The 21,194-nt window shown below is 48.3% G+C and carries 20 protein-coding genes; 15 read left to right on the top strand and 5 right to left on the bottom strand.

Features of this window, described 5'->3' with window-relative positions; translation table 11 throughout:
- Positions 1–86: 86 nt before the first annotated feature.
- A complete protein-coding gene (gene pdxR, locus BJP58_RS06265; protein ID WP_194543249.1) occupies positions 87–1,514 on the bottom strand; it encodes a MocR-like pyridoxine biosynthesis transcription factor PdxR in 1,428 nt (475 codons plus the stop codon).
- A gap of 113 nt (positions 1,515–1,627) precedes the next feature.
- On the opposite strand from pdxR, the gene BJP58_RS06260 reads away from it, so the two are divergent.
- The 9 genes from BJP58_RS06260 to bshB2 all read left to right on the top strand — a co-directional run bounded on the left by BJP58_RS06260 (position 1,628) and on the right by bshB2 (position 9,169).
- Positions 1,628–2,608: an aldo/keto reductase gene (locus BJP58_RS06260; protein ID WP_194543248.1), complete on the top strand. Its 981-nt coding sequence runs from the start codon at positions 1,628–1,630 to the stop codon at positions 2,606–2,608.
- Between the two features lie 60 nt (positions 2,609–2,668).
- Positions 2,669–3,193, top strand: coding sequence for a YfiT family bacillithiol transferase (locus tag BJP58_RS06255; RefSeq protein WP_194543247.1), 525 nt, complete (start codon positions 2,669–2,671; stop codon positions 3,191–3,193).
- Positions 3,194–3,351: 158 nt separating this feature from the next.
- A complete protein-coding gene (locus tag BJP58_RS06250) occupies positions 3,352–4,353 on the top strand; it encodes a Gfo/Idh/MocA family protein (protein ID WP_194543246.1) in 1,002 nt (333 codons plus the stop codon).
- Positions 4,354–4,383: 30 nt separating this feature from the next.
- Positions 4,384–5,331, top strand: coding sequence for an AraC family transcriptional regulator (locus BJP58_RS06245; protein ID WP_194543245.1), 948 nt, complete (start codon positions 4,384–4,386; stop codon positions 5,329–5,331).
- A gap of 14 nt (positions 5,332–5,345) precedes the next feature.
- A complete protein-coding gene (locus BJP58_RS06240; RefSeq protein WP_071218625.1) occupies positions 5,346–6,434 on the top strand; it encodes a Gfo/Idh/MocA family protein in 1,089 nt (362 codons plus the stop codon).
- 188 nt (positions 6,435–6,622) lie between these two features.
- Complete coding sequence (locus tag BJP58_RS06235; protein WP_194543244.1) at positions 6,623–7,417, top strand: helix-turn-helix transcriptional regulator; 795 nt, start codon at positions 6,623–6,625, stop codon at positions 7,415–7,417.
- Between the two features lie 134 nt (positions 7,418–7,551).
- Entirely contained in the window at positions 7,552–8,043 is a 492-nt protein-coding gene (locus BJP58_RS06230) for a 2-thiouracil desulfurase family protein (protein ID WP_194543243.1), read from the top strand.
- A 102-nt stretch (positions 8,044–8,145) separates the two neighbouring features.
- Positions 8,146–8,490 (top strand): YojF family protein, encoded by a 345-nt coding sequence (locus BJP58_RS06225; RefSeq protein WP_071218620.1) that lies wholly within the window; start codon positions 8,146–8,148, stop codon positions 8,488–8,490.
- A 22-nt stretch (positions 8,491–8,512) separates the two neighbouring features.
- The gene (gene bshB2, locus BJP58_RS06220; protein WP_113061801.1) at positions 8,513–9,169 is read left to right on the top strand and encodes a bacillithiol biosynthesis deacetylase BshB2; all 657 of its coding nucleotides are present in this window, start codon (positions 8,513–8,515) and stop codon (positions 9,167–9,169) included.
- 160 nt (positions 9,170–9,329) lie between these two features.
- Here the strand turns inward: bshB2 and cdaS are convergent, their stop codons facing one another.
- On the bottom strand, positions 9,330–9,947 hold the full coding sequence (cdaS, locus tag BJP58_RS06215; RefSeq protein ID WP_194543242.1) for a sporulation-specific diadenylate cyclase CdaS: 618 nt from the start codon (positions 9,945–9,947) through the stop codon (positions 9,330–9,332).
- Positions 9,948–10,196: 249 nt separating this feature from the next.
- Between cdaS and BJP58_RS06210 the strand changes: the two genes are divergently transcribed.
- The 3 genes from BJP58_RS06210 to BJP58_RS06200 all read left to right on the top strand — a co-directional run bounded on the left by BJP58_RS06210 (position 10,197) and on the right by BJP58_RS06200 (position 14,111).
- Positions 10,197–12,035: an assimilatory sulfite reductase (NADPH) flavoprotein subunit gene (locus tag BJP58_RS06210; protein ID WP_194543241.1), complete on the top strand. Its 1,839-nt coding sequence runs from the start codon at positions 10,197–10,199 to the stop codon at positions 12,033–12,035.
- Positions 12,036–12,071: 36 nt separating this feature from the next.
- Positions 12,072–13,796, top strand: a complete 1,725-nt coding sequence (gene cysI, locus BJP58_RS06205; protein ID WP_194543240.1) for an assimilatory sulfite reductase (NADPH) hemoprotein subunit — start codon at positions 12,072–12,074, stop codon at positions 13,794–13,796.
- A gap of 78 nt (positions 13,797–13,874) precedes the next feature.
- Entirely contained in the window at positions 13,875–14,111 is a 237-nt protein-coding gene (locus BJP58_RS06200; protein ID WP_233354984.1) for a sigma factor, read from the top strand.
- Between the two features lie 91 nt (positions 14,112–14,202).
- On the opposite strand, the gene BJP58_RS06195 is transcribed toward BJP58_RS06200, so the two are convergent.
- The gene (locus BJP58_RS06195) at positions 14,203–15,408 is read right to left on the bottom strand and encodes an MFS transporter (protein WP_233354983.1); all 1,206 of its coding nucleotides are present in this window, start codon (positions 15,406–15,408) and stop codon (positions 14,203–14,205) included.
- 234 nt (positions 15,409–15,642) lie between these two features.
- Positions 15,643–16,515: a LysR family transcriptional regulator gene (locus BJP58_RS06190; protein WP_194543238.1), complete on the bottom strand. Its 873-nt coding sequence runs from the start codon at positions 16,513–16,515 to the stop codon at positions 15,643–15,645.
- A gap of 177 nt (positions 16,516–16,692) precedes the next feature.
- Here BJP58_RS06190 and BJP58_RS06185 point away from each other — a divergent pair, with 177 nt between their 5' ends.
- From BJP58_RS06185 to BJP58_RS06175, 3 genes are all read left to right on the top strand, one after another.
- Complete coding sequence (locus BJP58_RS06185) at positions 16,693–18,066, top strand: MFS transporter (RefSeq protein WP_194543237.1); 1,374 nt, start codon at positions 16,693–16,695, stop codon at positions 18,064–18,066.
- Complete coding sequence (locus BJP58_RS06180; RefSeq protein WP_194543236.1) at positions 18,063–18,986, top strand: NADP-dependent oxidoreductase; 924 nt, start codon at positions 18,063–18,065, stop codon at positions 18,984–18,986. Before BJP58_RS06185 ends, BJP58_RS06180 begins: the two co-directional genes overlap by 4 nt.
- Before the next feature lie 137 nt (positions 18,987–19,123).
- A complete protein-coding gene (locus tag BJP58_RS06175; RefSeq protein ID WP_071218688.1) occupies positions 19,124–19,843 on the top strand; it encodes a YebC/PmpR family DNA-binding transcriptional regulator in 720 nt (239 codons plus the stop codon).
- Between the two features lie 117 nt (positions 19,844–19,960).
- On the opposite strand, the gene BJP58_RS06170 is transcribed toward BJP58_RS06175, so the two are convergent.
- Positions 19,961–21,169 carry a peptidase gene (locus tag BJP58_RS06170; protein WP_194543235.1) on the bottom strand — a complete coding sequence of 403 codons (1,209 nt, stop codon included), beginning with the start codon at positions 21,167–21,169 and terminating at the stop codon, positions 19,961–19,963.
- Positions 21,170–21,194: the final 25 nt, after the last annotated feature.

The following is a 21,194-nucleotide window of genomic DNA, read 5'->3' as shown; positions in this document are numbered from 1 at the left end:
TCGGTTCCCATACAGCGGACGAGCCATTTTTTTAATATAGTTGTTGAAAGCATGAATCCATATAAAATCCATATCATGTCAAATATTCAAGTGAGTGTCTTGCAAGAGGAAGCAAACAAGTAAAGTCGGCGTAATCCTTCCTCGATTTCTTCGGATGACAGGTTTCCATATCCTAACACGATACCGGTTGTACGGAGGGGGCTAGAGGATGAGATTCTGTAATTCGATACAGGCTCAACACGGAACCCGTAAGAAGCCGTGTCATTCCATGGAAGAAGGGCGTAGGGCTGTGGATGGAAAATAATCTGTAGATGCATTCCCGCATCATCGCCGAGAACGGAAATATCTGCTCCGAATAAGTGCTGAAGCTGCTCCGTCATGACATTGCGCCGTTTCTTGTACATTTTCTTCATCGTATGGATATGCCGTTCCAGATACCCATCCAACATGAATTGGCTTAATGCTTTTTGAATGATGTACGGAGTATGTAAATTCAATTTATCTTTCATTTCGGCAATGGTATCGGTTAGACTCGGTGGTACAATCATAAATCCGATCCGAAGGCTGGGCGACAGCGTTTTGCTGAATGTTCCTACATAGATAACCCTTGAAGGCGACAGCGTCTGTAGAGGAGGCACAGGGATCCCTCGAAGCCGGAACTCGCTGTCATAATCATCCTCGATAGCGAAAGAGTCGGCTTCCTCCAGCATCCCTATGATCTGATGTCTCCGCTGAATGGATAATACGCTGCCGGTTGGAAACTGATGTGATGGCGTTAATAAAACCAGATGACCTGGAGCGATACTCGACAAGGCGTCGACGCGCATTCCGCTATGATCAACCTCGACCGGAACAAGATTATAGTTCATCGTCTGAAAAATATCCCGGGTAATATCGATTGTTGGGTCTTCGATATAGATGGAATGAAACTTGGAAGATAACGATTTGGCAAGGAGAAGGAACCCTTCAGTGGCACCGGACACAATCACAATTTGTTCGGGTGAGCATTGGATGCCTTTAGCCCGGAATACATAGTCGCAGATGGCAGAGCGCAGCGTCGAATCCCCTTTGATGTGACCGTAATCATGGTCTTCATATTCGGAAGATTCAGAGGCTGCTTTCAAATACTTGGCCCAGATGTGTCGTGGAAACATGTTGCGATCGGGAACGCCCGTGGCAAAATCAATGACGTGTTCATGCTGAGTGGTTGTCTGCCCCTGGAACGGCTGCTTGCTCGAAGAGGGAGCGGTACGCGGATTGGGAACGGGGATGATACCTTCCGCTACGTAGGTGCCGGAGCCTACACGCCCCTCCAGATATCCTTCAGCCGTCAGCTGCTCATATACCTCAATGACGACATTGCGCGCAATCCCCCATTCTTTTGCCAGAACGCGCGTAGGAAGCAGACGAGTTCCGGCTGTCAGTTGTCCCGATTCGATGATCCTTCGCAGCTGCTGACATATCTGACGGGTTACCGTCAGTTTAGATTCACGATCGATCTGAATGCCGTACACCGTATCCCTCCTCTAATTGGTTCCTCCAAATTCGTTATCATTGGATCTCATCAGAGACCATTCTCCTTATTATAATGATGACGAACTGATTCGAAAAGGGAGGAAATATAACAATGAAACGAATGTTAGGCAGATCGCAAATATCGGTAAGTCCGCTCGGTCTGGGCTGCTGGGCCATAGGCGGGAAATTTACATTGGACGGCTTGGCGGATGGATGGGGAGAGGTGAATGAACGCGAATCCATAGCGGGGATTCACGCTGCGTTGGAACGGGGCGTTAACTTTTTTGATACTGCAGATGTATACGGAACGGGCCATAGTGAACGGGTCCTGGGCCAAGCGTTAAAGGGAAGGCGGCAGGATGCGGTGATTGCCACCAAATTCGGTTTTACGTATGATGAGTCAACAAAGGAGGTTTTCACTCGTCACAATGTTTCAGCGGATTATGTCCGCAGCGCTTGCGAGCGATCACTTCAACGCCTGGACACTGATTATATCGATGTCTATCAAATTCATGTAGGCGGATTAAGTCTTGGCGAGGTGGAGTCGGTGATTGATACCTTGAACGGTCTTCGTCAAGATGGGCTGATCCGAACATATGGCTGGAGTACATGGGATGTGGCCAATGCCGAATGGTTTGCTCGAAAATCGGAAGCCGCGGCAATTCAACATGTGCTGAATGTTCTCAGTGACGACAAGGAGATGCTTGCCCTCTGTGAGCGTTACGGTTTAGCAAGCATCAATAATACACCTTTGGCTATGGGGCTCTTAAGCGGGAAATTTAACCATGACTCCAGGTTCAGTGATCAAGATGTAAGGGGGAGCGGTCACGATTGGGTTTCCTATTTCAAGGATGGTAAACCGGTACCATCGTTTCTGGCTAAACTTGAGGCGGTTCGAGAGATTTTAACCAGTGAAGATCGGACTTTGGTGCAAGGGGCGCTGGCATGGATTTGGGGGAGAAGCCACGTCGCGATCCCGATTCCGGGTTTTAAAACGAGGAAGCAAGTGGAGGAATTGACTGGGGCCGCTCTTTTCGGACCACTATCGGACGGTCAAATAAACGAAATTGAAGATATAATGGGCTCGTTGTAAAATGCTATTATCATTACTGTACGAATGATTCAAAAAATGATGGTCAAGGAGTGAGGGAACATGGACTTGAGATACCCGATAGGACAATTTGAATGGGAAGGGCCATCGACGCCTGAACAGAGGGAGCTCTGGATTCAAGAGATTAAGAGCCTGCCGGAGAAACTGAGGGCTGCCGTGCAGGGGCTAAGCCAGGAACAGCTGGATTTATCATATCGAGATGGAGGCTGGAGCATCCGACAGGTCGTTCACCATCTGGCCGACAGTCATATGAACAGCTATATCCGGTTCAAACTTGCTTTGACGGAAGACAACCCAACGATTAAGCCTTATGACGAGCAGAAGTGGGCAGCCCTTGAGGATTCAATGACGGCGGATGTTGATGCTTCACTCGTTTTGATTGATGGCATACACGCCAGATGGGTCGCTTTATTAAACATCATGAATACCGAGGACTATCTCAGAACGTTCTATCACCCCGAGAACCAGCGAAAAACGAGCCTGGAATACGCAACGGGCATGTACGCCTGGCACGGTAAACATCATACTGCACATATCACAACTGCAAGAGAACGCTTGAAACTGTGAGTTTTCAGATGATTCTGCTCCGTCAACTGGCGGAGTTTTTGTTTGCCATCATGTCGTGATATCTAACTTGATTGTCGCAATTTTACACTGTGAATCGGGCGGTTCGTGTGATAGATTAATGGCATGATGTCTTAATATTAGATACTGAGGTGACGAGAATGATTAGAATCGGAAAAATTAGTTATTGGCATGTACACGCGTGGGATTATACGAAACAAGCGCAGGAGCATCCGGATGCTCAAATCGTAGCGGTATGGGATGAGAACCCGGGGCGCGGAAGAGAAGCTGCAGAGAAGCAAGGCGTACCTTTTTATGAGTCCCTGGACGACATGCTGCAAAGTGACGATATCGATGCCGTGATCGTGGATGCTCCGACATCCATGCACAGAGAAGTCATGTTGAAAGCTGCGGCGGCAGGCAAACACATATTCACGGAAAAAGTAATTGCGGCCACCCTGCAAGAGGTCAACGATATCATCAATGCCGTGAATGAGCACCAGGTCAAATTAACGGTATCGCTACCGCGGCTGAATGACGGCTATACCTTGGCGATCCGCGAGGTATTGCAGCAAGAGCTGCTTGGCACCGTAACACTCGTTCGTGTACGCTTGTCTCATAATGGCGCGACTGCCGGTTGGCTGCCTGAGCATTTCTACAGCCTGGAGGAGTGCCGTGGAGGCGCATTAATCGATCTGGGATGCCATCCGATGTATTTGACACGCTTGTTCCTCGGTGAAGAAGCGGTTGATGTCCATGCGAATTTCGGATACATCACGGGTAAAGAGGTGGAAGACAACGCCGTTGCTACGCTTTCTACGGCTACGGGAGCTGTCGGTGTGGTTGAAGCCGGATTTGTAAACAACTTCTCGCCATTTACAATTGAAATTCATGGTACGGACGGAACGATTCTGTACGGAACGCCTGACGACAAACTTCTTATTCGTTCAACGAAAAAAGAAGAGTACAAGGATGCCTGGGTAGAGCTGCCGGTGCCTGCGAATCGTGCAAGTGCATTTGAGCAATGGATTTCCCATATTCAAGAAGATACCATTGCAGAGGAAAATATCGCATATGCGGTTGAATTAACCAAACTGATGGAAGCCTCCAACCGTTCGGCCAAAGAGCATCGCGCCATTCGTTTGGATGAACTGCAAGCATAAGAGCATAAGATACAGGGATGATGCATCAGGATGAATAACCATTTTCCATACGAATTGATGAAAGATCGTCAGGATGCCTTGGAGCGACTTGACCTGAGAGTTTATTGGGGACGTTATGAGATCCGTGTTCTTCGGTTTCATCTCACCACCTTTCCGCCAGGAAAGATTGTCTCTTTCCATAAGCATGCGGAGTATGAATTTCATTTCATACCCCGCGGCAAGGGGAGCGTTATTATGGAAGAAGAGCCTTATGCGCTGCGGGAAGGCATGTTTTATCTAACAGGTCCGAATGTGCTTCATTATCAGGAGGCGGATGCAGCGGAGCCGATGGATGAATTATGTCTGCACGTGGACATTATTCCGCGCGATGAGGTATCCGATCATGAGAGTCCGGCACTGCCTCCTTCGGATCCATGGGAAATGGCGGAAGCCGATGACTGCATGGAGAAGCTGAGAGGATTACCGTTGAAGCCAACGATGGATATCCATCGTGCGATGCCTTATTTTCTTGAGGCTTATCAGGCTTCTCAAGAGAAGTATTCGGGTCTGTATACAACGATTAAGCAGTGCATTATTCAGATACTGCTGCGCGCTGTACGCGCATATGAATCCGAGCCATCGGAAGCGGAACTGCCTTCACGGGATATGAAGGCTTACCGCTATCAATTGGCACTGGAGTATATTCATGCGAACTCTTCGGGAGAGGTTGTATTGGATGACGTCGCGGAGAAGCTGCATATCAGCTCAAGACAGCTGCAGCGAATATTCAAGGAGCAAGCGGAAGGGCAGTCCTTCAGCGAAATACTGGAGCATGTCCGCCTTGAAGCCGTATGCAGGAAGCTGATCGATACCAATTGGTCGATTGATAAAATCGCAATACACGAAGGCTTCTCAAGCGGAAGTTATTTGCATACCGTATTTCGAAAGAGATATGGATATACGCCATCAACATATCGGGCAATGAATGTGAAATTGTAGGGGGAGTATCAGCCATGAGCAAAACCATTCGAATTGGAATTATTGGAAGCGGCGGCATTGCGGGGGAGCATGCAAAATATTATAAACAAATCGACGATGTGCAGATTGTCGCTGTAGCTGATATTTTACCCGGCAGAGCCGATCAATTTATTGAGCGCTGGGGGCTTCAGGGAGCGATCGGATTTGATGATCACCGCAGATTGTTGGATCTCGACCTGGATGGCGTGAGCATCTGTACGCCAAACGTTGCGCATTATAGCACCACGGTTGATGCGCTGTCAGCGGGCAAACACGTAATGCTCGAGAAACCGATGTCGGTCACGTTGGATGAAGCCATCGAGATGGTTCAGATTTCGAAAAAAACCGGAAATATGCTCAACGTCGGCTTCCAGCCGCGTTATGATCCGAATATGGGCATCATTAAGAATCTGATTCAAAAGGGCGAGCTAGGAAAAGTGTATTATGTGGAAACCGGAGGCGGCCGCCGCCGTGGAATGCCGGGTGGAACGTTTGTCCGGCAGGAGATTTCAGGGGCAGGCGCCATGGCGGACATTGGCTGTTATTCCTTGGACATGGCCCTGAACGCGCTTGGATATCCCAAGCCGTTAACGGTATCCGCGTATACATCGAATTATTTTGGAACAAATCCCAAATACCACTCCGAATCCAGTGCGTTTAATGTTGAGGATTTCGGCGTAGCGATGATTCGATTCGAAGGAGACCTTGTGCTTAACTTCAAAACGTCATGGGCTATGCATATGGATACCCTGGGGGCGACGATGTTCCTGGGCACGGATGCGGGCATGAAGATTACCCCGGCAGGTTCAGGCCCTTGGAGCGGTGTGTGGGACGGGAAGGTAGGATCAATCTCCATGTTCCATGATATCCAAGGTCATCATACCGAAAGCGCCATACCGCTGGTCCATCATGAGCTTAACGTATTCCAGGAGAAAATCAAGGATTTCGTAAGCGCTGTGCGTGAAGGCAAGCCGGCGCCGATCCCGGGAGAGCAGGTGCTTCGGAATCAAGCGATTCTGGACGGTATTTTGCGTTCTTCCCAGAGCAAAAAAGAGGTTGAGATTCATATTCCGGACTTGGATTGATAGTGAGAAAGCCGCGCTTGCAGCGCGGCTTTTTTATGTGCATGATTATACATGCGAGGTGATATTTTTAACATATAAAGCTTCCATTTTTTAGATGGATATGATAGTATGAATGCGAACAATTGTTCCTCGAACGTTTTGGAATGGCCCCATACATAATATCCGGAATGAAGGATGGTGCAGACCTGATGACTGATCGATATGCTGAAATCGATGAGGTAATCGCGTATATTCACAACAATATTTATGAGCCCCTTCCGTTATCAACACTGGCGAATTACATAGGATACAGCCAATATCATTTTTCACGTATATTTAAGGATCGAATCGGACTGCCACCATTATATTACGTGTCCTCGCTTCGTTTGGAGAAGGCGAAGGATTTGCTATTACATACACATCTGAGTATCCGGGATATCGCCATGGAGATCGGTCAGCAGAGTCTGGGCACATTTACGACACGCTTCACGGAAAGAGTAGGCGTGACCCCTTCCCAGTTTCGAAACTCGAAGGAAGAGGCGGACGAGCATTTGTCATCCCTGCAGAAACTGAACAGCTGGCGTGACTCCATACCGGTCGAGAATCCCAATCTGACAGTAGAAGGCACGATAGAGGCAATGGCTCCATTTCAGGGCGTGATCTTGATCGGGCTGTTTGCCAAGCCGATTCCCGAAGGGCTTCCGTTATACGGAACTTTGTTATCTTCCGTCGGCTCGTTTCGGTTCGGCGACGTCAGTCCCGGAACGTATTATCTGATGGCTACTTCGGTACCATGGGGCATGCAGGCGGTCGATTTTTTGCTTCCGAAGTCTACCACACTGCGTACCCGTTCGAAGGAACCTATTATCGTTACCCCAAACGCTAAGACTCCGCATCTTCATGTAACTTTGCATGTTCCCCGGCTGGATGATCCGCCGATATTGATTTCTTTGCCATTATTAATGAATCACTTCCTCAAAAGGGTTGCTCCCATGATCCGTTAGATGAGGGATATGATCGGTGCCCTATGCATTTCGTTGACATTTGAGTTCCGATTCCTGATACTAAAATAAGTGCAAACGGCTTAGGCAGTAGTAGGTAGTAAAAAGGTAAGAACGAGAGATTTGAGGTGGCCTTTGTGATTGTTGTAAGCTCATGTTTAGCCGGTTTGAAGGTTCGTTATAACGCTACGGACAGCCTGGATACGAATATTCAGCAGCTGGTTGAAGCAAAGAAAGCCGTGGCCGTATGTCCCGAACTGCTTGGCGGATTCTCAACTCCACGGGAGCCGGCGGAGATCGTTGGAGGAAACGGAGATGATGTATTGGCAGGGCATGCTAGAGTGGTTGAGCTATCCGGGAAAGACGTGACCGAGATGTATATAAAAGGTGCATACCAAACGCTTCGAATGGCGCAAGAGCTCGGAGCTTTGCTGATCGTATTAAAAGAGAGCAGTCCTTCCTGCGGAAGCTCCATGATTTATAATGGAGAATTTGCCAATGAGAAAACAGCCGGTTATGGCGTGACAACGGCTCTGCTGCGCAAGGAAGGCTATACGGTTATTTCGGAGCATGAGCTTAATGCATATGCAGTACAACCGGAATACGCCACGCTTTTTACTGCGAGATAAATCATGCGTCTTGGTTTATGTATTTTCGTCCTGCTCTAAAATTATGATAGAATGATCCTATCGACTGCTTGCATGTTGTGATTCTTTATATTGGAGGGAACTATGGAACTCATAAATCAAACCGAAGTACAACAAATGATTGATAAATTGAAGGACCAGGATTTATATATTCATCTTGAGATGACGACAGGCGCTTATGCTGCCCATTATGACAGCACGAAGCATCCCGCGGCTAACTTTATTACGAATGCAATCATTCGTTACAGCCACGGTTCGATATCCGGCAATGGACCCTATCGGGTTGGATTGAAAATGAGTCAGGGCTGGGTATATACCGAAGGACTCACCCATTTCGAACAGACGGATACCGATCGGCTGATTATGGCAGGTCATGACAGTCAGGGCAAACTGGTTGTCGCTTTGCAGTTGAGCCGGGAGCCTTTTTAATAGAGAGAGGAGACGAGGATTGATGGAGCAAAACATACTGGTCGTATTGCCGCACCCGGATGATGAAGCATTTGGTTTGTCCGGTACGCTGGCTAAATATATTATGGAAGGCGCTCATGTTACCTATGCCTGCTTAACGCTTGGAGAGATGGGCCGTAATATGGGCATTCCACCGTTTGCGAACCGTATCACCCTTCCAACCATTCGCAAAGCAGAGCTGGAGGAATCCTGCAAAGCTATAGGCATACAGGATTTGAGATTGCTTGGTTTCCATGATAAAACGATTGAATTCGAGGATCAAAATAAGCTGGATAGCGTGATTGCCTCTCTGCTTCAGGAGATAAAGCCATCGCTGGTGTTCACGTTTTACCCTGGATATAGCGTCCACCCTGACCATGACGCAACGGGCGCGGCCGTAATCCGCACGATTCAGCGGATGCCGGCAGGAGATAGACCTGTCGTTCAATGTCTGGCATTCTCCAACAATTGTGAGCAAGAATTGGGTAAACCGGATGTTTATCAAGATGTATCCATGTTCATGGTACAGAAGCTGAACTCCATTCAAGCCCATCGCTCTCAATTCCAGGCAGCAGAGCTGCTGGGCAAGAAACAGATGAAGGCCAAGGAAGTGGAACAGCGCTTCGGTACGGAACGTTTCTGGACCTATACATTTGCATAAAATTCCCACCATGGGATGATCCATAAAAAGAGCCGCAGAATCAGCATCTGCGGCTCTTTTGCATGGTTTGGAATCGAGTGCTTTGTTTGAAGATGACAGCCTTCAGGGAAGATTTCACTTCATTTGCTATCTAGGAGGCTCTACGATTAAGCATTAGATATTAGGGGCTGCTGATGGATAAAGGATAGAGGGTGCCCTTCATGCAGAAGGAGGTCTTGCCCGTCTCCTCCGATACAACGAGGACCAAGGCATCACTGATCTCGGACAAGCCAATGGCTGCACGGTGACGCGTGCCGAGCTTACGATCCCCATACGTTTTGGCTGTTAAAGGCAACACGTTCGCGGCGGAAATAATCATCTCTTTACGTACAAGCACGGCTCCATCGTGCAGCGGGCTGTCTGGAACGAAGATGGATTCAAGCAGGGGACTTGTGATTTCTGCGGACAAGGGAATCCCTGGCGTCATTAACGAATCAAGTCCATCTTCCCGTTGAATCACAATGAGCGCACCCCGTTTTTTTTGACTGAGATGATATATGGATTTCGCGATTTCTTGATATTTGCTGGTGAAGGGGAAGAGAAAACAATTGAGATAATACGTAGAAGAAATCGATTCGGCTTCTAAAAATTTTGTTCTGACATGATCCAGCTCTCCCAGCAGACATGAACTGTCCTGGTCCAAATTGAGAATGATATGCTGTAATTGTCTTGTGATATCTGTGAGCTGTTCCTTCAATTTGTTTTTCAGCGGCGTAAAATTGCAATCATGATTTAACATCCGAAATCTTCCTCCTTATGATTGGTATCATTGCCATTCGGAGATATCGATATTCTCTATCGTAAACAGGGTCGGGTTTCGCTTGTAGTAAAGCCCGGAAAATCGATTTATTAGTAAAACTGATAAATGCTATAAGAACATTGTAATTGACCGGTTCAGGTAAGCTGTGATAGGTTCAGAGGAGTAATAAAATTAATTGTATCGTAATAGTAGGAATTAATAATGTGCGCTTTTGAGAGGTGGATATTGTTGGAACTTCAAGTAATGAACAGTCCTTTTAATCAGGAGCAGGTGGAACTGCTGAACCGCCTACTGCCTACACTGACGGAATCCCAGCGGACCTGGCTCAGCGGATTCATCGCTGCGTTACAGGGAACGGAAGCCGCAGCAGCAGTTGCGGCAGCACCACAAGCGAACACGTTAGCTGCTGTATCGGCACCGGTGGCGACGGCTACTAAAGAAGTCACAGTCCTGTACGGATCACAGACAGGCAATGGTCATGGATTATCGAAAAAGCTATCCAAGAAGCTCGAAGAGGTTGGCCTGCAGGTCACGATGTCTTCTATGAGCGATTTTAAACCCAATAATCTGAAGAAGCTGCAGAATCTCCTGATAATCGTCAGTACGCATGGAGAGGGAGAGCCGCCGGATAATGCTATACCATTCTATGAATTTCTGCACAGCAAGCGGGCACCTCAGGTAGACCATCTTCAATATTCCGTACTGGCGCTGGGGGATACCTCGTATGAATTTTTCTGCCAAACGGGTAAAGATTTCGACAAACGGCTCGAGGAATTGGGCGGCAAGCGGCTGACGCCAAGAGTCGATTGCGATGTGGACTTTGATGAGTCGGCTGCAGAATGGATGAATCAGGTTCTTCTATCGTTGAATGAAGCTGGAGCGGGATCATCCGTTGTCGAAAATGGGAGTGCGGTAGCCCTGAGCGATAGTACGGAATCGGAATTTTCGAGAAGCAATCCATTTCAAGCGGAAATTCTCGAGAACCTGAATTTGAACGGAAGAGGATCCGACCGTGAAACTCGTCATATCGAAATTTCTCTTGAAGGATCGAATCTGCAGTATGAGCCGGGCGACAGCTTAGGAGTCTATCCGGAAAACCATCCGCAGCTGGTGGATGACCTCATCGCTGCAATGGGATGGAATGCGGATGAAGTGGTCGTTATTAATAAACAAGGTGAAGCGCGAGCTCTTCGGGATGCCTTGCTCCGTCACTACGAGATTACCGTTCTCACGAAACCACTGATCGAGCAAGTGGTTAAAATGTCAGGGAATGAAGGTCTTCGGACATTGCTGGAGCCAGGTCATGAGCAAGAATTGCGCACTTATATCGAGGAACGGGATTTGCTTGATCTGGTACAGGATTATGGCCTGCAGCAAGTGGCGGCAAGCGATTTTGTATCCATACTGCGCAAAATTCCTGCTCGATTGTACTCGATTGCCAGCAGCTCCAAAGCCTTCCCTGATGAAGTTCATGTTACCGTTCGAACGGTGCGTTATGAAGCACATGGCCGCCGCCGCTACGGCGTATGCTCCGTGCAATTGGCGGAACGTCTGAAAGCGGGCGATACGCTGCCTGTATACATTCAGCATAATCCGAACTTTAAGCTGCCCGAGAATCCGGACACCCCGATCATTATGATCGGACCCGGTACAGGCGTGGCACCTTTCAGAGCCTTTCTGGGAGAACGGGAAGAGACGGGGGCAGAAGGAAAATCATGGCTGTTCTACGGAGACCAGCATTTCTCGACGGACTTCCTCTATCAGATTGAATGGCAGCGTTGGTTGAAGGATGGAGTATTGACGCGCATGGATGTTGCTTTCTCACGGGATACGGACAAAAAAGTATACGTACAGCACCGCATGCTGGAGAAGAGCAAGGATCTATATCAGTGGCTCCAAGAAGGAGCTTGCGTCTATGTCTGCGGCGATGAGAAGAAGATGGCTCATGATGTGCATTCTGCGTTGGGGTCTATTCTCGAACAAGAAGGCCGGATGAGTCCGGAAGAAGCTGCGGAATATTTGACGCTCATGCAGCAACAGAAACGTTATCAGCGGGATGTGTATTAAGATCACCCCTGTGGTTGCGAGAGGAGAAAAATGAACATGTCTGATAATAATCTAGTATCACCCCATAGTGCGCCGCATAGTGATGTTGAGGACATCAAGCGTCGAAGCAATTATCTGCGTGGCAGTCTTGTAGAGACCTTAGAGGATCGCATAACGGGGTCGATTCCGGAAGACGATAACCGGCTGATGAAATTTCACGGCAGTTATATGCAGGATGACCGGGATTTGCGTAACGAACGGCATAAGCAAAAGCTGGAACCCGCATACCAGTTCATGCTGCGTGTTCGCGCCGCTGGCGGCGTCGTGACTCCGGAGCAATGGCTGATGATGGACCGTGTAGCCCAAAAGTATGCCAACGGGACGATTCGCTTGACCACCCGCCAATCCTTTCAGCTTCATGGCGTATTGAAGTGGAATATGAAGAGCACCATTCAAGAAGTGAATGAAGCCATGCTTAGCACATTGGCTGCTTGCGGCGACGTCAACCGGAACGTGATGTGCAACCCGAACCCCTATCAATCCGAAATTCATTCGGAGGTATACGAATGGGCACGAATGCTTAGCAGTCATCTCGATCCGCGCTCGCGTGCTTATCATGAGATTTGGCTGGACGGCGAGAAGATTGTAGACAGCCTGCAAGAGGGAGAGGAGCAGGAGCCGATCTATGGCCCGGTGTACCTGCCGCGGAAATTTAAGATCGGTATGGCCGTGCCGCCATCCAATGATGTTGATGTATTTTCCCAAGATCTTGGCTTCATTGCCATCATTGAGGATGGACAATTGAAAGGCTTTAACGTTTCGGTAGGCGGTGGCATGGGGATGACGCATGGTGATTCGTTAACCTATCCTCAAGTGGCGAAAGTCATTGGTTTCTGCAAACCCGAGCAGATCGTTGACTTGGCCGAGAAGACGGTAATGATTCAACGTGATTACGGAGACCGCGCGGTGCGCAAGCATGCTCGTTTCAAATATACGATTGATGATCGCGGTATCGACTGGTTTGTCAACGAGCTGACCAGCCGTCTGGGCTGGAAGCTGGAGGAGGCAAAACCATATCATTTTGATCATAACGGAGACCGCTACGGCTGGGTTAAAGGCAGCAATGGCAAATGGCATTTTACACTGTTCATCCAAAACGGACGTGTGAAAGACGAATCCGATTACCTGCTGATGACAGGGCTGCGCGAAATCGCTCAAATCCATAATGGAGACTTCCGTCTGACGGCCAATCAGAATCTGATCATCGCCAATGTCAGCAGCCATAAGAAGAAAAAGATTGAAGACCTCATCAAGCGTTACGGACTTACGGACGGTAATCATTATTCTGCCCTGAGACGAAATTCCATGGCATGCGTAGCTTTACCGACATGTGGATTGGCTATGGCCGAATCCGAGCGATATCTGCCGACGTTATTGGATAAAATCGATGTGATCCTGGAAGAGAACGGACTTCGCGAAGAGGATATCGTCATTCGAATGACTGGGTGCCCGAATGGGTGCGCCAGACCGATGCTGGCTGAAATCGCATTTATCGGAAAGGCGCCTGGCAAATATAACATGTACCTGGGTGGCGGTTTCTCCGGACACCGGCTGAACAAGCTGTATAAGGAAAACATCGGAGAGGCCGAGATTTTGGATTCCCTTCGTCCCCTCATGAAGCAATATGCACAAGAACGCGAGCAGGGCGAGCATTTCGGTGACTTTGTGATCCGGGCCGGCTATGTGAAGGAAGTGTTGGACGGACAACAATTTCACGCATAATGATACTCAATTATCAACAAACCGGAGTTCTTCTTGAGAAGAGCTTCGGTTTTATTGTTTATAGCACTTTAGGAGATCATGATGGGCTCCCAAGCAGAGATGAAAAAGGTGGCACTGACGAAAACGGATGATGAGACCGATTTTTACCAGGCCATTATGGAACACAAGGAAACACTGATCCATATAGCTTACAGTTACTTGCGGAACCGATATGATGCGCTGGAAGCGGTTCAGGAGATGACGTGCAGAGCATGGGTCAAGCGTTCAACGCTAAAAGAAGGGAAGGCATTCAAAGCCTGGATCATCCGAGCCTGAAACAATAAGACGACATGACCGCCAGTTGCTACACGGTCTCTAGTTAAGTAAGAGCCGCCTCTTGAAATGTGAGGCGGCTCTTTTTTGTTGTTCATTGCTCCAATACGCCGGCCGTGCTCTTTCTCTTTTTAAATAATGGAAGCAGCAGAGCCGAACCAGTCAGGAACAAGAGTGTGCTAGCCGCATAAACGACGAACAGGGACAGCTGGTCTTTGAACAATCCCCCGATCGACATGCCCAGCACCATCATTCCCATATAAATCGGGGTTAGGGCGCCGCCGACCCGACCAATATATGGCCCTTCCGTATTGTTTAGGATCATGGTGTTGATTCCAATGTGGATGGTGGGATAAAAGAATCCGTTAATCACTAGAAGGAGCATCGTAAAGATGACGCTGGTTGACCAGCCAATACCAAGGGTCCCGACGGCACTAACGCTCAGACCGAGTGCTAGTAAGGTTTGAGGGGGGATTTTCTTGGCAAATGCCATGACGAAGCCTCCTCCGACGAGCATCGCCGCTCCATTGACCGTTAACAGCCATTGCAAGAATGACTTATCCCGACCGAGGTTCTCAATCGTCACAAATATCGCGAGCGGCTGAATAAGTCCCGCTGCCAAGCCAGCCGCGGCGAAGGTCGCGGCAAGGGTTCGGAGCGTATGATTACTCCATACATAGCGAAGGCCTTCGATAAGCTCTTGTTTCAGGTTCTGCTGCTTGGATTGTGTCTCTTTCTGCATATCACGGGGCAGCAAAGTCAGAATCAATCCAGAACCCAGGAATAACGCTCCTGTTGCGACCAGCGATACTTCAATGCCGAACGTTTGATATACAAATGCACCGGCGATTGGGCCGATCACCGTAAAGAAGGCAACCATCGATTGAAACATGGCCATCACGGATTGCAGCTGTTCAGCGGGGACATGCTGTTTAAACAGCTTCATCGCTGAAGGCTGAGAGAATTGGGACAGGACGGCTGAGAAGAACGTAAGTACCAGTAATGCCTGCCACGACCCGTTATGAACGGCGATCAGCACGAGAAATACCGATATCGCAGACAATGCATCAGAACTGACCATGGTACGCTTAGGCCGCCAGCGGTCCGCGAAAGTACCTCCGATGAAGGCAAACAAGAAAATCGGCGCAAATTCGGCTACGGATATGAGGGATACATACATAGGATTATTGTCCGTCAAGTCGGTAACGTATAGAAGAATGGCAAAGTTACGAACCCAAATGCCAAGATTCAAGAGAACGCGTGACAAGACAATCGTTCGAACATAGGGGTTGTTAAGCAAAATAAAAGAGTCTCCTTTCGAGGTCTGTACTTTACAGATCGGATAGCGTAAAAACAAACGAATGCGCATTTCGTTGTTTTATACATAGACATAATAATATTTTGTCTATTAATAATCAATCATTTTTTTGTTTCATCTACATTTCTCTCGCAAAAAAACACCTCCTGCATTTGTTCATGAGCAGGAAGTGCCTTCAATAATCGAAATTGTATATGATTGGAATCTTGCTGTGTATTACGATTTTTCCGAAAAGTAATGAATGACGTCATCACGAAACTGACGAGCCGCTAAGGATAAATAGTGCTTCTCATGCCAGATAAGCCGATAGTGCCGTTTGCATTCGGGCTTCGCAATGGGCAGAAGCTTAAGCTTGGCGTCTTGGACATGAGAACATCCGAAGAGGGCAACACCAAGACCGGCACGAACCAGACTTGCAATAGCCGGAGGTTCGTCAACCCGGCATACATATCTGGGCGTAATTCCAGCCTCCTGAAAGAATGTATCGTTCATTTGCTGGAATATAAAATCTTCCTTGTAGCCGATAAAAGCTTCCTCCTTCAGTTCATCCAAGTTAATGGACGTACGGTCAGCGAGCCTGTGCGCTTGGGGTACAGCCAAATACACATCCTCGCGAAGCACGGTCACTTGAGATAACAGGGGTTGCTCCATCGCCATCGAAGTAAAGCATAAATCGACCTGCCCCATTTCCATCATCTTCATCATGTCCTCCGTTCCGACCTGGGATATTTGAAAATTAACGTCAGGGTGCTCCGCCAGAAACTGACTCAGCGGTTCGGATAACGGATCCAGGGTTGAGGTTGCCAGATGAATACTGCCATGCTGAAGTCCTGCAAGTTCATTGATTTCTTTCTGGCCCTCCTCCAGCAAATGAAGTGCACGTTCAACTTTATCCAAATAGAGCTTCCCAAATGTATTCAATCGGATTCTCCCGCCATGACGATCAAACAACGGAACTCCGACATCCGCTTCCAGCCTGGATATGGTTTTGCTTAAAGCAGGCTGTGCAATATGAAGCTCTTGAGCTGCTTTCGTCATGTGTTCCGTTCGGGCTACGGTTTGAAAATAACGCAGCTGCAGAAGTTCCATTCTTCATCCCCCTATATACCCCAGTATATGATCTACATAGCATATTATATATTTTTGTTTATTTCGAACCCATTATAAAATAAACAACGAGAGGAAAACAATCCCTTTTAAGATTTGTACATCGGTACACAAACGTAATAGGGTATCCCTTTTAAAATTCGGAAGGAAGGGGCTTTTATGGGAATCGGGAAAAGAAAGTCATCAAGCGAAGCATTAATCAGCGTTCTGGCATTTACTCTTGCCATATCGGTTATGAATGCAACGATGTTTAATATCGTGCTCCCAGAAATCAGGCGAGAGTTTGGGCTGAGCATGGCCGAAGTCAGCTGGGTAACGACATCGTATTTGCTTGTATTTGCTATGGGAAGTGTTATCTACGGAAAGCTTGCCGATCGTTACAAGCTGAAAATCTTGATTTCCATCGGGTTTATCACCTTTATAGTCGGTTCGGTTATCGGGATGCTGTCTCAGGTTTACGGAATGCTCATCTTCGGAAGGATGCTGCAGGCTGCAGGATCAGCCGTCATACCGGCGATATCCGGCATCATCCCCGTGCGCTATTTTCCTCCGAAGCATAGGGGAAGAGCTTTAGGGATATCGATGACAGGCGGCGCTATCGGCAGTGCAGCTGGTCCAGCCGTAGCGGCAATGCTTGTAAGCATTGTCCATTGGCGCGTGTTATTTTGCATGCCGTTACTCATTCTGTTGACATTGCCTTTCTACTACAAATATTTACATGATGAAAGAGTTGGCACAGCCCAAATGGATTGGCCCGGTTGCGGTCTGCTAGCCGGAGCTGTAGCTAGCCTGCTGCTCTCTATTACGAATCCAACAGCATTGACCCTGATCAGTTTTGTCCTGCTATTGACTTGTTTCATCTGGAGAATCCGGAAAGCGGCAGCTCCTTTTATAAACCCGGGGGTATTCAAAAACGTTCGTTACACGCTTGGCTTGGTAATTGCTTTCGCAGCAACAGGAATAGGATATTCTCTTGTGTTCCTGACGCCGACGCTGTTAACGCAAGTTCACCAATTGAGGCTGGGTTTGACGGGATATGTTATGGTGCCAGCAGCAATCGCTACCGCATTACTCAGCAAATTCGGAGGCACGATGGCGGACCGTAAAGGCACTTCATATCTGTTCCACATCGCCGTAAGCTTATTTCTGTTCTGTTTTCTATTATTATCGTCATTTACGGGGGCCTCGCCTGTATGGATTGCCTTGTTCCTGATTCTCGGTGGTGTCGGGCAAGCCTTTATGTCGATTGCGCTGTCCAAATCCATTTCATTGACGCTGCCGCATGAACAAAGTGGAGTGGGAATGGGTATATTGTCGATGTTGAATTTCATGGCAGGAGCGATATTTGCCAGCCTTTACGGAACCATGGTGGATCTGGAAGCCGCTAAGGCTTGGAACCCGTTGATCCACGATCTGAGCGCGTATGTCTTTAGCAATATATACTTCATGCTGATGATCATGATTGCAGTTGTAGCGGCGCTTTTTATTTCATTTTTTAATAAGCATTACGAAAAGAGGAGATGTTGCAGATGAAAGCTATGGCCATTACTTCATTCGGTCCACCTGAGGTCTTAAAATTAACGGAAATGAAGCAGCCGCAGGCAGGACCGGGTACTGTGCGAGTCCGCGTGAAGGCAGCTGGCGTGCTGCCCTTTGATTGCGGGGTTCGCAACGGAACCATAGGCTATGTCCCTCAACAGCGTTTCCCGATGATACCGGGCAATGAGTTCGCTGGCGTGATCGATCAGGTCGGGGAAGGCGTCGATCAATTCGCAGTGGGCATGGAGGTACTTGGGTTCTCACTGCTCCATTGTTACGCTGAATATGTCGTGGTGGATGCGGATCAGATTGTAATCAAACCCGAGCGCATGCCATGGGAAATAGCTGGAGGTTTCTCCGGTAATGGCCAGGGGGCACATATGGCATTGAAATCTGTTGGAATTGAGGAAGGAGACACCGTGCTCATCCATGCCGCGGCAGGCGGGTTTGGTACCTTTGCATGCCAGTTGGCAAAAGCCTGGGGCGCAGCAGCTGTCATTGGAACCGCAAGTGAGCGCAATCATGAATATTTGCGGTCCATCGGCGTTATACCGGTTGCATATGGCGCTGGGCTTGTGGAAAGGGTCCGCAGAATCGCGCCGCAAGGAATCGATGCTGCAGTTGATGCTGCCGGCCCCGAGGCATTAAGGGCTTCTGCCCAGCTTGTGCACAACAAGGAGCGTATCCGCACGATGGTGTCGGACGAGACTGCTGTGGAGTTGGGTATACCCGTGCTAAGCGGCACGAGAACGGCAGCTAGACTGCAGGAGCTGGTGGATTTATATATGGAGAGTTATATTCGCATTCATATTCGAGAGGTGTTTCCGCTGCACGAGGCGCCGGAAGCGCATCGCATTGTTGAAACGGGTCATGGCAGGGGAAAGGTGATCTTACTTGTCGGTGAACAGCGCTGATTGATGGTTACGGGTATTTGTCTATTTTCCGGATATAAGCTCTTAACCTTGTTCAAGGGACTTAATAGATATATAATGGACGAGGGTATTTATTGAATACCGGCTACAGATTCAATAATGAAAGTGAGCGGAAATATATGGGCCGTAAATGGAATAATATTAAAGAGAAAAAAGCATCCAAGGATGCAAATACAAGTCGCGTATATGCGAAATTTGGTGTCGAAATTTATGTGGCAGCCAAGAAGGGGGAACCGGATCCCGAGTCCAACCGTGCGCTGAAGGTTGTTCTTGAGCGCGCCAAAACATACAATGTGCCGAAAGCCATTATTGACCGCGCCTTGGATAAAGCCAAGGGCAGCGGGGATGAGAATTATGAAGAGCTTCGCTATGAAGGTTTTGGTCCGAACGGTTCGATGATCATTGTTGACGCTTTAACCAACAACGTCAATCGTACGGCGCCTGCTGTACGTTCTGCCTTTAATAAGAACGGCGGCAATATGGGCGTCAGCGGTTCAGTGTCTTATATGTTTGATCCAACCGCAGTCATCGGCGTCGAAGGTAAGTCGGCTGAGGAAGTCATGGATCTGCTGCTCGAAGCCGACCTGGATGTCCGTGACATCCTGGAAGAGGAAGAAGCAGTGATCGTCTATGCTGAACCCGACCAGTTCCATGCGGTTCAGGAAGCATTCAAAGCCGCTGGTATTACGGAATTTACCGTTGCCGAGCTTACCATGCTGGCTCAGAATTTTGTCACCTTACCGGAAGATGGCGTTGCCCAGTTTGAGAAGCTGATCGATGCTCTTGAAGATCTCGAGGATGTTCAGCAGGTGTATCACAACGTGGAATTTGAGGAATAGTTCGTAACGATTAATATCTTACTACATTAAAACACCATCGTATTCAGGAATCCTGAGTACGATGGTGTTTTTTTGTGATTTATTTTAGCAGCGGCGGTAAGCAGCCAGAGCAACAGCTTAGTTGTCGGCTTGAACCATAATCACTTCAGCGGATGTGATTGCCGGAATGGACATGGTCATGATAGGCGAGTGGAAGACCACGATGTTCATGCCGGGTTCCAGCTTCTCGTCGGGATTCAGTCCAATCACTTGAGTATCCTTGGAGATGTTGATGACGATGTCGTTGTCGTTGGATTGATCTGAACCTACATTGATATACACTTGATCCTTTGACGTGCGTTCGGATGTAGTTATCGTGCCCTCGACTTTGGGCGCTGAGGTGTCGGAGACCACGATCTTATCTGCATGCAGCAGGGCAGGGTAAATCACGGACACGTATTCAGCTTCGATTCGCAGACCCGATTTTAAGACTTCAGCCGTTAACGATTTGCCCCCGGCATCTACAATCTTTGTGTCGCCATCAACAGCGAGCACAACGTATTCGAGGTCACCTGCTTTAGCTGGTTTACCGGAAACGCTTATTCTTCCATCCTTCATTTCTGTAAGGATGCCGTCAATGCCGGCAGCTTGCTCCTGATCGTTATTCTCGGCATTCGTGTTGACCCGTATATAATTCGTTGAGGATTGAGGCGGCATGCTTAACGCCACGTAAGGTCCATAGAAAGCGCGAATACTCATGCCGGCTTCCAGGTCGCTTGCTTTCAGTGCGCTGCCGTTTTGATCGATGATTTTTGCTTTTGGATCCAGATGAAGCAGCATGGTTTCTTCACTGTCGTTGTACAGATTGGTTCCTTCCACCAGAATGCCTTGTTTGGTTACCTCCGAGATGGTTCCATCAATACCGGCGAGGTCGTTATCCTGTACAATGATCGTAAGAGCCGAACCTTGAGCGGGTAGGCTCTTCGTTATGTTTGGGTTATAGAAAGCTTTTATCGCTTTGTTTTTATCCACGATCGTTTGGAGCTGGACTTGGTTGCCTTTGGCATCAATGATTTTAGTATCTTTGGATATCGAGAGCTTGATTTCTTGTTGATCGGTTGCTGCCAAGCCGCGGCCGGTTACGATAATCCATGTGCCTGATTTGTCATTGACGAAGTCCGTTATGTAACCCATCGTTCCAGGAACGCTTTTCTTCACCTGATTTGTGATGTTGCCTTGTCCCTTATGGGCTGCAGCAGGAGGGACGGCCTGTGCATTCGCTGCTATTGGCAGTGCGGCCATCGCGAGAACCGTAGCGGTTGCTAGTACTTTGTAGATTTTTTTCATGGTAGGTATCCTCCAAATGTAGATT

Origin of the sequence: Paenibacillus sp. JZ16, assembly GCF_015326965.1 — a bacterium.
In the GTDB taxonomy this organism is placed as follows: domain Bacteria; phylum Bacillota; class Bacilli; order Paenibacillales; family Paenibacillaceae; genus Paenibacillus_AQ.
The sequence above is the reverse complement of the archived record's forward strand: the minus strand, read 5'-3'. Positions and strand labels throughout refer to the sequence as shown.

What these genes read in the sequence shown, in the direction of transcription:
- BJP58_RS06175 (WP_071218688.1), top strand. Translation starts at nt 19,124, where the DNA reads ATGGGCCGTAAATGGAATAATATTAAAGAGAAAAAAGCATCCAAGGAT.
- cysI (WP_194543240.1), top strand. Translation starts at nt 12,072, where the DNA reads ATGTCTGATAATAATCTAGTATCACCCCATAGTGCGCCGCATAGTGAT.
- bshB2 (WP_113061801.1), top strand. Translation starts at nt 8,513, where the DNA reads ATGGAGCAAAACATACTGGTCGTATTGCCGCACCCGGATGATGAAGCA.
- BJP58_RS06225 (WP_071218620.1), top strand. Translation starts at nt 8,146, where the DNA reads ATGGAACTCATAAATCAAACCGAAGTACAACAAATGATTGATAAATTG.
- BJP58_RS06185 (WP_194543237.1), top strand. Translation starts at nt 16,693, where the DNA reads ATGGGAATCGGGAAAAGAAAGTCATCAAGCGAAGCATTAATCAGCGTT.
- BJP58_RS06245 (WP_194543245.1), top strand. Translation starts at nt 4,384, where the DNA reads ATGAATAACCATTTTCCATACGAATTGATGAAAGATCGTCAGGATGCC.
- BJP58_RS06255 (WP_194543247.1), top strand. Translation starts at nt 2,669, where the DNA reads ATGGACTTGAGATACCCGATAGGACAATTTGAATGGGAAGGGCCATCG.
- cdaS (WP_194543242.1), bottom strand. Translation starts at nt 9,947, where the DNA reads ATGTTAAATCATGATTGCAATTTTACGCCGCTGAAAAACAAATTGAAG.
- BJP58_RS06260 (WP_194543248.1), top strand. Translation starts at nt 1,628, where the DNA reads ATGAAACGAATGTTAGGCAGATCGCAAATATCGGTAAGTCCGCTCGGT.
- BJP58_RS06190 (WP_194543238.1), bottom strand. Translation starts at nt 16,515, where the DNA reads ATGGAACTTCTGCAGCTGCGTTATTTTCAAACCGTAGCCCGAACGGAA.
- BJP58_RS06180 (WP_194543236.1), top strand. Translation starts at nt 18,063, where the DNA reads ATGAAAGCTATGGCCATTACTTCATTCGGTCCACCTGAGGTCTTAAAA.
- BJP58_RS06250 (WP_194543246.1), top strand. Translation starts at nt 3,352, where the DNA reads ATGATTAGAATCGGAAAAATTAGTTATTGGCATGTACACGCGTGGGAT.
- BJP58_RS06240 (WP_071218625.1), top strand. Translation starts at nt 5,346, where the DNA reads ATGAGCAAAACCATTCGAATTGGAATTATTGGAAGCGGCGGCATTGCG.
- BJP58_RS06170 (WP_194543235.1), bottom strand. Translation starts at nt 21,169, where the DNA reads ATGAAAAAAATCTACAAAGTACTAGCAACCGCTACGGTTCTCGCGATG.
- BJP58_RS06200 (WP_233354984.1), top strand. Translation starts at nt 13,875, where the DNA reads ATGATGGGCTCCCAAGCAGAGATGAAAAAGGTGGCACTGACGAAAACG.
- BJP58_RS06235 (WP_194543244.1), top strand. Translation starts at nt 6,623, where the DNA reads ATGACTGATCGATATGCTGAAATCGATGAGGTAATCGCGTATATTCAC.